Here is a 9675-nt window from a genome sequence, read left to right as displayed (position 1 = left end):
CTCCACGCTGTAGATCCTCCCATCCTCCCTGCAGCCGCAGAAAGGGACAAAGGTGGACGACTTTTACGCCGCCCGCAGCAGCACCATGCCGCCGCTAACGTGGACTAATTTCGCACCGCCCTTCTCAACCGTACCGTCACATGCAGCTCGACACGCGATCAACACGCTTTGGGCTTGGGTCCGCTATTATGGAAAGCTTAGTCTTCGACCGCAGCGGTCACAATGATCTCGACCAGAATATCGGGTGCGCCCATCTCGCATTGCGCTGTCGCCCGCGTGGGGGCCGCATCCGGCGCGGTCCAAGCATTCCAGACCTCATTCATCGCCGCGAAATCCCGGTCGAGATCCTTGATCCAGATCTGTGCGGTCAGCACCCTGCTTTTGTCGGTTCCGGCCTTCGCAAGATAAGCCTCGATCTTTTCCAGCGTCTGTCTGGTTTGCCCGGCAATGTCGAGGCTGCGGTCATCGGCGGTCATGCCGCCGACGAAAACCATGCCGTTATAGACGACGGCCCGGCTGCGGCGCGGATCGGTTTCGATACGGGTGATATGGCTCATGTTTTTAACCTTTCTTGGGGATCAGAGCATCAGGAAAAACTGCCGAGATGAATCGGCTTGATGGGCGGGCGGATGCGATAATAGCCGACCTCCTCCGGCGCAGCCTTGCGGGCGGCGGCGATCACTTCGGTCACGGTCAGTCCGCACAGGCGTCCCTGACAGGGGCCCATGCCGCAGCGGCCAAAGCTTTTGGCCTGGTTCGGCCCCAGACAGCCCAGATCGACATAGCTGCGCAGATCCCCGGCCGTGACCTCTTCGCAGCGGCAGACGATGACATCGTCGGCGGGGATGCGGTGTTCGTCCAGCGGCCGGTAAAGCCTGTCCAGAAACGGCCGGAGCGAGACATGCCGCGCTAGTTGCCGCTCAAGCACGGCCCTGCGTCCGGGCGGCACCTTGCCACCCGAGCGTTCATGCATTGCGAGTGCTGCAAGCCGTCCCTGCACCCCCGAGGCAATTGCGCCCACGATCCCCCGGCTGTCTCCCGCGACATAGACAGCGGTCTGGCCAAGGCGGCCCACCTCGTCCGTCACGGGTGTCCAGCACAACTGTCCGGCATCCCAACCATGGCGGGCGCGCAGCGACCAACTCAGTTGCGTGTTCGGCACCACGCCCTGATGCAGCAGGACCAGTCCGGCGGCAATTTCGCGGGATTTCCCCTTGTGCTGGAAGCGGATGCCCTCGGCCATGTCCCGGCCCAGGATCTCAAGGCTTTTCGCGCCAGAATAGACGGGCACACGCGCAAGCCGCACCTGCGATACGAGGCCAAGCCCCTTAATCAGGTCCTTTCGCCCCCGCACCGCGCCTTGAATTTTACCAAGGGCCGCCACATAGGCCGAAAATGGCGTCGTGTCGACCAATCCGGCAAGCTGCACCCCCGCACGCAGATATTGCCAGGCCAGCAGGTAAAGAAGCGGCCCGCATCCGGCCAGCACCACGGGACCAGAAGGTCGTGCATCCGCCCCCTTGAGCATGATCTGCGCCGCCCCGGCCCCCATCACGCCGGGCAAGGTCCAGCCCGGGATCGGGAAAGGACGCTCCATCGCGCCGGTCGCAATCAGCACGTTGGTGGCCGAGATCGTCCGCGATCCGCCATCGGCCACATAATCGACCACCCCGTCCCCGGACAGGTTCCAGACGGTGGCGCCGGGACGGTAATCCGCGCCGCTGCGCCGGAACTCATCTGCCAGCGCACTGCCCGCAGCGTAATCCTTGCCGAGGATCATCCGAAGCGCCTCGGGCGTATCCTCGATGCGCCGATAGATCTGCCCGCCGATCACGCGCTGCTCGTCCAGCACACAGACCGACATGCCGAGCGCGCGGGCCTCGGCGGCGGCGGCCATCCCGGCGGGACCGGAACCGATAACGATCAGGTCGGTTGTCTCAGTGTTCATTCCTGCCTCCCGAAGCCAGCGCCTTCAGGGACGGCGCCCCCGGTTGGCGCCTGATGATCATCCCGTTGCGGACGGGGGTCATGCAGCCTTGCCGCGCAGGGATCCCGTCGATCTCGACCAGACATTCGAAGCAGATGCCCATCATGCAATAGGGCGCGCGCGGCGCGCCGCCGACGATGCTGGTGCGGAATGCGCCCCGGCCATTGCTCAGCAGCGCGGCGGCCACGCTGATCCCCTCGGGCACCTGAAAGGTCTCGCCCTCGAACTCGATTCTGACCATCTTCTGGCCGGCGCTTGCGGGAATTGAGAAAAGCGTCTCAGTGGTCACTTGCGTACCTCGTGTTCTTGCCAAGGAAGCGCGAGCCGCGAAACCGGGCGACGCCGGCGGGAGCATCCGTCAGCCCGCCCATCCACGGACCGAGGATATTGGCATGGATGGCGGCAAGGGTGACGCCGCTATGGCAGACCACCGCGAAGCCGCCCGGGCAGGTCTCGGATTCCTGATAGATCGGATATCCATCCGGGGTCAGCGGGCGCAACGCCCCCCAGGCCCGGACAAGCCGCGCATGGGCCAGATGCGGAAACGTGTCCACGGCCCGCCGGGCCAGCCATTCGATCTTATCGACCGTCGTGCCGTCGTCCAGCCCCACATCCTCGGTCGTAGAGCCGATCTGAACGGTCCCTTCCGTGGTCTGGCGCGCCTTGTTCGTCGGATAATCCATGAACGGCTTCAGACGTTCGGTGATCAGCACCTGTCCCCGCGTCGTCACGACCGGCGCGTGGATGCCGATCTGCCCGGCCAGATCTGAAACCCCAAGCCCGGCGGCGATGACGATCCGGTCGCTGATCCAGCTTTGCCCGTCGCGGCTTCGCGCGGTAAAGCGCCCCGCCGCCGCATCATGTTCGATCGCGGTGATATCGACGCCCGTAATGATGTCCGCGCCACATTTCTTCAGCCCCGAATGCAGGGCGCGCAGCAGAAACAAGGGGTTTGCCATGCCGTCATGCGCGCCCCAGCTGCCACCCGCCACCTTCGGGCCGATATCTGGCAGGTATTGCTGGATCTCGGCGGGCTCCATCATGCGAAACGGGATGCCGCCTGCCTCACGGTCGATCTTCGCAAGCAGATCCGCGCGTTTCTGCACTTCCTCATCGCTGAACCCCAGCCAGAACCCGCCTTGCTGCACCAGCCCGCTATCGACCCCGGTCAGATCCAGCAATTCCTGATGGAGGCCACCCCAAAGGCCAACCGCCTCCCGCGTCCAGCGGGCATATTCCGGCATTCCCCCGCCCTTGCTGGAAAGCCAGACCAGACCGAAATTCCCCCGCGAAGCGCGGAACGCGGTATCGCCCTGGTCCAGCACCCTGACGGACAATCCGCGACGAGCCGCCCCGTAGGCGATAGCGGCCCCGACCAGCCCTCCGCCGACAATCGTCACTTGATTTGAACTCATTTTCTCCAGCCTTTCGGTGCCAATGTCATCGGGCAAGCCTTTCCCGTCCGCCGCAATGCGGCAGGCAGCCCCATCACCCTGATTGAAGCGATCTACTTCTTGCCGATCAGCACCCTGTCGATCCCGACAAGCCGGTCCAGAATGAACATCATGACCATCGTACCGACGATCATGATGGCCGAGACCGAGGTGGTCACCGGGTCCGTCAGCATCGAGACGCGATGATACAGCGCCACCGGAAGCGTGGTCATACCGGGAGTCGCGATGAAAACAGTCATCGTGACCTCATCAAAGCTCTGGATGAACGACAGCACCCACCCACCCGCGACACCGGGCAGGATCAGCGGCAGCAGGATGCGCCGGAAGGCGACCCACCGCGACGCCCCCAAGGATCGCGCCGCCAGTTCGGCATCACGGCTAAGCCCAATGATCGCCCCCAGGGTCAACCGCAACGAGAAGGGGACGACGATCAGGGCATGGACCAGTAACAGCGCCATGAACGACCCGCTCCATCCCATCAGGGAAAAGAAGCGTAGGAAAGCCACCCCCAGAACGACATGCGGGATCATCAGCGGTGACAGCAACAGCGCCATCAGCGCATCGCGTCCGGCAAAGCGGTATCGCGCGATGGCGATGGCCGCCGGAACCGCCACCAGCGACGCGACGGTCGCCGCACCAAGCCCGATCCAGATCGAGATCCAGAGCGCGTTCATCAATTCCGGCGCATCTAGGATCGCCCGATACCAGCGCAGGGACACGCCATCGAAAGGCATCGAGATATAGCCCTTATCGGAAAACGACACGAGGATGATGACCGCAAGCGGTGCGATGATGAAGATCATGAACAGCGTATGGAAGATGAGGGAACCAATGCCGTTGGAACCAAGACCTTTGTCTTTCATGAGAACACCTGCTTGAATTTGCGCTCAATGATGCGATTGCTGCCCATGACCACGCAGGCGATGCCGATCAGCAGCAGGATCGCGATGGCTGCGCCCAGCGGCCAGTTCATCGTGCTGAGAAATTCGTCATAGATCGATGTCGTCACGACCTTCACGCGGCGCCCACCGATCAGGGCAGGGGTTGCGAAGGCAGAGGCCGACAAGGTGAAGACGATGATCGAACCGGACAGAATCCCCGGCAGAAGCTGCGGCAGGATCACCCGCCGGAAAGTGGTAAAGGATCCCGCCCCAAGCGAACGGGCGGCATCCGCGACCTGCCCGTCCAGCTTTTGCAGCGTGCTCCAGACAGCGATGACCATGAAGGGCAGCATCACATGGGTCAGCGCGATCACTACGCCGGTCATGGAATACATCAGCTGCAAGGGTGTCTGGATCAGCCCCAGCTCGACAAGTGCCCGATTGATCAGCCCCTCGCGCCCCAGCAGGATGGACCAGCCAAGGGTACGGACCACGACCGATATCAGCAGAGGTCCTAGGATCATCACGAAGAAGATTCCCTGATAGCGTGGCTGCATCCTTGACAGAATGATCGTTTCCGGCACGCCCACAAGGATGCACAGCAGCGTCACTCCACCCGACATCAGGGCCGTCCGCAGGAACAGTTCGAAATAGTATCGATCGGTGAGTATCTCGATGTAATTGTCAGCGGTGAATTCGTCCTGTGTCCCCGCCATCGAATCGAAAACGTTGAAGGACAGGATCGCGGTCAGTGCCAGCGGCACCACCAGAAGTCCCAGAAACAGGGCGATCGATGGAAAGGATAACAGCCAGGGCTGGCTGCCCGTCCTGGCGGATGCGTCAGACATGGGCGATTTCCTCGGATGCGGATTGCATATCCGCCTCGTTCCATTTGATTCCGACCTGATCCCCCTCTTGGGGCTGACCGCCCCTTGTGTTCACCTTGATCACCCGCAGCCGGCCCAAAGGGCTGTCGATCTCGTAGGTCCAGGTATTTCCAAGGAAAAGCCGCGTGGCGACGCGGCCCGTGATGATCCCTGTCTCCGGTGATGTCAGCATAAGCCGCTCTGGCCGGATAAAGAACCGCACGTCACCCGCCAGCCCGGCATTCCGCTGCGGAATGTTGATCGTGCTCGACCCGACGCGCACTTGCGTGAAACTGTCGTCATGGCCCAGCACCTTGCCGGTGATCGTGTTCGACTGGCCAAGGAAATTGAAGGCGAATTCGGTTGCCGGGATGTCATAGACCTCTTGCGGGGTGCCAAGCTCGGCAATGGTGCCGTTCGCCATCACGGCGATTCTGTCGCTCATGGTCATCGCCTCGACCTGATCGTGGGTGACGAGGATCGTGGTAATGCCCAATCGCCTCTGCAAGCCGCGCAGCTCGACATGCATCTCGCCTCGCAGTTTTGCGTCCAGATTGGACATCGGCTCGTCCAGCAGAAGGACGCGCGGACGGATGGCCAGCACACGCGCGATCGCGACGCGCTGGCGTTGTCCTCCGGACAGTTCACTTGGATAGCGGTCGTCCAGCCCGGCAAGCCGGACCATCGACAGCGCCTCGGCGACTCGTTCTTTGATCTCGCTTTCCGGAAGTCTGCGCATCTCAAGGCCGAAGCGCACGTTCTGCGTGACGGTCATATGTGGAAACAGTGCATAGCTTTGAAAGACGACGCCCATGTCCCGCTTGTCAGGCTCCAGATAGGTGACGTCCCTACCATCCAGCAGAACCTGCCCGGCTGTGGGGGCAACGAATCCCGCGACCATCTGAAGTGTCGTGGTCTTGCCGCAGCCCGAAGAGCCCAGCAGCGAGACGAACTCACCGCTTTGGACCTCAAGATCGATGCTCTTGACGGCCCGCACATTCGGCGCATAGGTCTTCGCAAGGCCCCGTAGGGTGAGTGTGCTCATGTCTCTGCCTGGCTTGGGTTGTTGTCTGACTGCCGCGGGCGAAAGCGCGCAGGGCGCGCCCCCTTATTCAACGGTGCGGGTCCATTCCCTGGTCCAATCCGCCCGGTTTGCGTTGATGACATCCCAGTCCAGGCTGATCATCTTCGACAACTTCTCTTCTCCGTAAGGAACGTCCTCGGCGATATCGGCGTCCAGTATGGTTTCGCGGTTGGTGGGTCCGAAACCCTCCGTCGCCAGCTTCTGCTGCACTGCGGGCGAGACGAGATAAACCAGCAATTGCTGAGCCAGTTCGGCCTGCGGGCCGTCCGTAACGGCGCAAGCCGAGGCTATGATGGCGGGCGCACCCTCGTCGGGATAAACGAATTCCACGGGAAAGCCGGTATTCCTCAGCGCGACTGTGCGATTGCTGCCCCAGACGCCCAAGTCGATATCGCCATTCTGGAACATCTGCGCCATCTCGGCATTCGACGACGACCAGGTGACCACTTTCGGTGCCAGTCTCTCGCGGATCGCATCCATACCCGGCTGGATATTCTCTTCGCTGCCGCCATTCATGCGGGCGAACATCAGAAGTGAATTCAGACCAAATGTGCCGCTGATCGGGTTGGATGTCACCCGCTTGTCGAACCTGTCATCCGTAAGATCGTTCCACGAGGTCGGGACGTCCCAACCCTGGCCGTCGAATTTTTCCTTGTTATAGGCGATTCCGGTCGCAACCAGACCGATGCCCACTGCCCTGCCCTCGAAGGCTTCCGGCTTTGCCATATCGTAGAGTTCGGCATAGGCGTCGGCATCGCTGACGCTGTCACACAATCCGAACTGCACCGCCATCTGCATCGGCCCGTCATCCACCAGCGCGACGCTGATTTCCTGATTGTTCCTCTGCGCCTGCAGCTTCGCGATCGTCTGGCTGGAGTTCCCCGGCACAAAGACGATATTGACATCATGCTCCGCCTCGAAGCCGGGCGCGATCTCGCTTTCGAACATCGTCTGGAAATCCCCAGAATAGCCCGCGAAATACAAGGTCTCTTGCGCGGCAAGCGGCGAGGCAGCTACAGATGCCGCCAGCATGGCGAGAACGCTGATCCGTTTCATGACATCTCCCTGTCGTTTTTCTTGTTTGCCGTCCGGAAGCCACGTCCCGCAGCTTCATGCGACAGCTGGAACGCTAAGGGTTCCGCCCCCCTTGGGGCAAATCGAAAGTTGGGGAGGGGTCATGCATAAATGATATGGCTTCTGCGCAAAGATGCCATCATTGCCTGAAATATCGTCACAGCACAGCCCATGCGCACAGCCCTTGATCGGAAAACGCATATCAATTAAGAATTCATGCGCCGCAGACAGAACTTTCTCGGTTCCTGTTCCGGCAAGCTGTCCGATGGCCTGCCTGCCGACGCCTTGGGGATGAGATGGCCCATTGTCCTGCTTGTCGTCGGGCGCCCTCTCTTGCCATATTGCGGAACATGGGAAATCGATGACGGATCATTCGCGGAGAATCATGGATGCGGTTTTCGCATGTCGAGGCATTTCGGGCGGTGATGATGTCGGGATCAACGACCACCGCAGCGAAAGTCCTGCACACCTCGCAACCCAATGTCAGCCGGTCCATCGCCCAGCTTGAAAAGTTGACCGGGCTGCGCCTTTTCGAGCGCCTGCCCGGCCGACTCGTTCCCACAGGTGAGGGATTGGCCTTCTTCAAGGAGGTTCAAAGAAGCTTCAACGGTCTACGCTATCTTGAGGAAGCCGCCGCACGAATTCGTCGATTCAGCGGCGGATCGCTATCAATCGCTGCGGTGCAGATACTGGCGTTGGGCCTTGTTCCGCGGGCGATCAAGAAGTTTGTGGAGGATTTTCCGGAAGCCAGCATTTCGGTCAACATCGGACACTCATCCGACGTTGCGCAATGGGTCGATGACCAGACATCGGACATGGGGATCGTATCGCAGGTGAGCGAAGCCTACGGACTACAGAGTGAGAAGTTATATGAGGTTGACGCCGTTTGCGTTATGCCTCGCGAGCATCGCCTTGCTAAAAAAAAGGTCATCACCCCAGATGATCTGGCCGATGAGCCGTTCATCTCTCCGCCCCAGAACGAGTTCGGCCGCTCCGAGATTGACGAACTTTTCGCCGAAGCTGTCGTATCACGCCGAGTTAACCTCAAGACATCCTACAGCCTTGTCACATGTGCGTTAGTTGCGCAGCAGCTTGGCGTGGCCATCGTCAACCCACTCGCGGCGTTTGAATACAAAGCTAACGATGTGATCACTCGACCATTCCTGCCCGCAATCAAGCATCGTGGCTTTCTGGTCTTTCACCCCGGGAGGCAGGACGACAGGATAATCGCACTGTTCTCCGCAGCGCTGAGCGATATCGTTAAGCGCGATCTGGACGAGATCTTGAACCCCACGGTCGGCGGTTGATCTCGCGCTGCAACGGGCCCCTGTTGCGTTGCATCTGGCCCACACCAACCCATAGCGCATGACGTAGATGATCACGCTCAGTACCTCGCAGTCGTCAGATCTTGGTCTGCCCCCTGAAAAGTGGTCCTCCCTGAAGTAGGCTATTGAGCGTAACCATCCGGCGTAGGCCGCGGACGGGTGTCCGTGCTCAGGGAGTGGGCTTGGGTGCTTTGGGCTTGCCGGGCCGCGGGGACCATTTCTTCGCGAGTTGGTCAAAGCGTTCGACGATCCTGTCGATCCTGGCATCTTCGGGATCGAAGGTTGCACCTGACCAGCCGACCATGTCGTCGTGCTGCTCGTGGTTCGGATCTGCGAGGGCTTCGAGGAATTCCTCGTAGCCCGGAGCACCGCCGACATCCTCGGGCGGGCAGGCCCCGCTGGCCTTCAGAAGCCTTGGATAGGTCACGCCCTGGCTGGCCTCGGTGACCCGCTCGATCCGGATGCAGTGGTCCCAGTCATCGCCGAAGTCGTAGACATACTGGAGCGTCCTGGCGCCGGTATCCTCGAGCACCTTTTGCAGCGTCGCCTTCTTCGCGGGCATCGGGCCGTCGTAGAATCCGTCCGGATCGGGCACGCCCCAGCCCGCCCCCCCGGCCCTGAATTCGTAGAGATGGGTGTCCGTCCAGCTCATCGCCGCCTGGACCACCTCATGCAGCCGGTCGAGCCTGATCTTCAGCGGCACCTCGATATGGCGCATCGGCTGAGGATCGACGTCGTTCAGAAGGATCCGGAGGCGGGCGATCAGGGTCATGCGGCCCTCCTTTGCGGTATTTGCGACCAGTTCCAGGGAAGAAGTTCCGGCAGGCGTGGTCTGCCCCCTGAAAAGTGGTCCTCCCTGAAGTAGGCTATTTAGCCTTAGGGTCAGGATTCATAACCAATAGATGACGAGAGCCGCGAGGGCGATGGCTGAGAAGAACACCTTGGGGCATCGGTCATAGCGGGTCGCGACGCGCCTCCAGTCCTTGAGCCTGCCGAACATGATC

10 protein-coding genes and 1 pseudogene are annotated in these 9675 nt (G+C 61.1%); 1 reads left to right on the top strand and 10 read right to left on the bottom strand.

Annotated features, from left to right (window positions below; genetic code table 11):
* Positions 1-197 precede the first annotated feature (197 nt).
* The 8 genes from C9E82_RS23140 to C9E82_RS23105 form a co-directional block, all read right to left on the bottom strand.
* Positions 198-557 carry a RidA family protein gene (locus C9E82_RS23140; RefSeq protein WP_119899757.1) on the bottom strand — a complete coding sequence of 120 codons (360 nt, stop codon included), beginning with the start codon at positions 555-557 and terminating at the stop codon, positions 198-200.
* A 29-nt stretch (positions 558-586) separates the two neighbouring features.
* Positions 587-1948 carry an FAD/NAD(P)-dependent oxidoreductase gene (locus C9E82_RS23135; RefSeq protein WP_119899755.1) on the bottom strand — a complete coding sequence of 454 codons (1362 nt, stop codon included), beginning with the start codon at positions 1946-1948 and terminating at the stop codon, positions 587-589.
* A complete protein-coding gene (locus tag C9E82_RS23130) occupies positions 1938-2228 on the bottom strand; it encodes a (2Fe-2S)-binding protein (protein ID WP_119899753.1) in 291 nt (96 codons plus the stop codon). Before C9E82_RS23130 ends, C9E82_RS23135 begins: the two co-directional genes overlap by 11 nt.
* Positions 2229-2265: 37 nt before the next feature.
* Positions 2266-3402: an NAD(P)/FAD-dependent oxidoreductase gene (locus C9E82_RS23125; RefSeq protein ID WP_119899751.1), complete on the bottom strand. Its 1137-nt coding sequence runs from the start codon at positions 3400-3402 to the stop codon at positions 2266-2268.
* A gap of 92 nt (positions 3403-3494) precedes the next feature.
* Positions 3495-4304, bottom strand: a complete 810-nt coding sequence (locus tag C9E82_RS23120; RefSeq protein ID WP_119899748.1) for an ABC transporter permease — start codon at positions 4302-4304, stop codon at positions 3495-3497.
* A complete protein-coding gene (locus tag C9E82_RS23115) occupies positions 4301-5170 on the bottom strand; it encodes an ABC transporter permease (RefSeq protein ID WP_090617837.1) in 870 nt (289 codons plus the stop codon). Before C9E82_RS23115 ends, C9E82_RS23120 begins: the two co-directional genes overlap by 4 nt.
* Positions 5163-6233 carry an ABC transporter ATP-binding protein gene (locus C9E82_RS23110; RefSeq protein WP_119899746.1) on the bottom strand — a complete coding sequence of 357 codons (1071 nt, stop codon included), beginning with the start codon at positions 6231-6233 and terminating at the stop codon, positions 5163-5165. Before C9E82_RS23110 ends, C9E82_RS23115 begins: the two co-directional genes overlap by 8 nt.
* A gap of 63 nt (positions 6234-6296) precedes the next feature.
* Positions 6297-7328, bottom strand: coding sequence for an ABC transporter substrate-binding protein (locus tag C9E82_RS23105; protein ID WP_119899744.1), 1032 nt, complete (start codon positions 7326-7328; stop codon positions 6297-6299).
* A 407-nt stretch (positions 7329-7735) separates the two neighbouring features.
* Between C9E82_RS23105 and C9E82_RS23100 the strand changes: the two genes are divergently transcribed.
* Complete coding sequence (locus C9E82_RS23100) at positions 7736-8653, top strand: LysR substrate-binding domain-containing protein (protein WP_119899741.1); 918 nt, start codon at positions 7736-7738, stop codon at positions 8651-8653.
* A gap of 187 nt (positions 8654-8840) precedes the next feature.
* On the opposite strand, the gene C9E82_RS23095 is transcribed toward C9E82_RS23100, so the two are convergent.
* Positions 8841-9443 carry a plasmid pRiA4b ORF-3 family protein gene (locus C9E82_RS23095; protein ID WP_119899738.1) on the bottom strand — a complete coding sequence of 201 codons (603 nt, stop codon included), beginning with the start codon at positions 9441-9443 and terminating at the stop codon, positions 8841-8843.
* Positions 9444-9560: 117 nt separating this feature from the next.
* Positions 9561-9675, bottom strand: a pseudogene (locus C9E82_RS23090) (IS5/IS1182 family transposase); the annotation flags it as partial.

It is taken from the genome of Paracoccus sigandri (genome assembly GCF_003709565.1).
GTDB lineage: Bacteria > Pseudomonadota > Alphaproteobacteria > Rhodobacterales > Rhodobacteraceae > Paracoccus > Paracoccus siganidrum.
This window is presented reverse-complemented; position numbering and strand designations above follow the sequence as displayed.

Bases quoted from the DNA above. Each gene is read 5' to 3' on its own strand.
- C9E82_RS23140 (WP_119899757.1), bottom strand. From the start codon at position 557: ATGAGCCATATCACCCGTATCGAAACCGATCCGCGCCGCAGCCGGGCC.
- C9E82_RS23135 (WP_119899755.1), bottom strand. From the start codon at position 1,948: ATGAACACTGAGACAACCGACCTGATCGTTATCGGTTCCGGTCCCGCC.
- C9E82_RS23130 (WP_119899753.1), bottom strand. From the start codon at position 2,228: ATGGTCAGAATCGAGTTCGAGGGCGAGACCTTTCAGGTGCCCGAGGGG.
- C9E82_RS23125 (WP_119899751.1), bottom strand. From the start codon at position 3,402: ATGAGTTCAAATCAAGTGACGATTGTCGGCGGAGGGCTGGTCGGGGCC.
- C9E82_RS23120 (WP_119899748.1), bottom strand. From the start codon at position 4,304: ATGAAAGACAAAGGTCTTGGTTCCAACGGCATTGGTTCCCTCATCTTC.
- C9E82_RS23115 (WP_090617837.1), bottom strand. From the start codon at position 5,170: ATGTCTGACGCATCCGCCAGGACGGGCAGCCAGCCCTGGCTGTTATCC.
- C9E82_RS23110 (WP_119899746.1), bottom strand. From the start codon at position 6,233: ATGAGCACACTCACCCTACGGGGCCTTGCGAAGACCTATGCGCCGAAT.
- C9E82_RS23105 (WP_119899744.1), bottom strand. From the start codon at position 7,328: ATGAAACGGATCAGCGTTCTCGCCATGCTGGCGGCATCTGTAGCTGCC.
- C9E82_RS23100 (WP_119899741.1), top strand. From the start codon at position 7,736: ATGCGGTTTTCGCATGTCGAGGCATTTCGGGCGGTGATGATGTCGGGA.
- C9E82_RS23095 (WP_119899738.1), bottom strand. From the start codon at position 9,443: ATGACCCTGATCGCCCGCCTCCGGATCCTTCTGAACGACGTCGATCCT.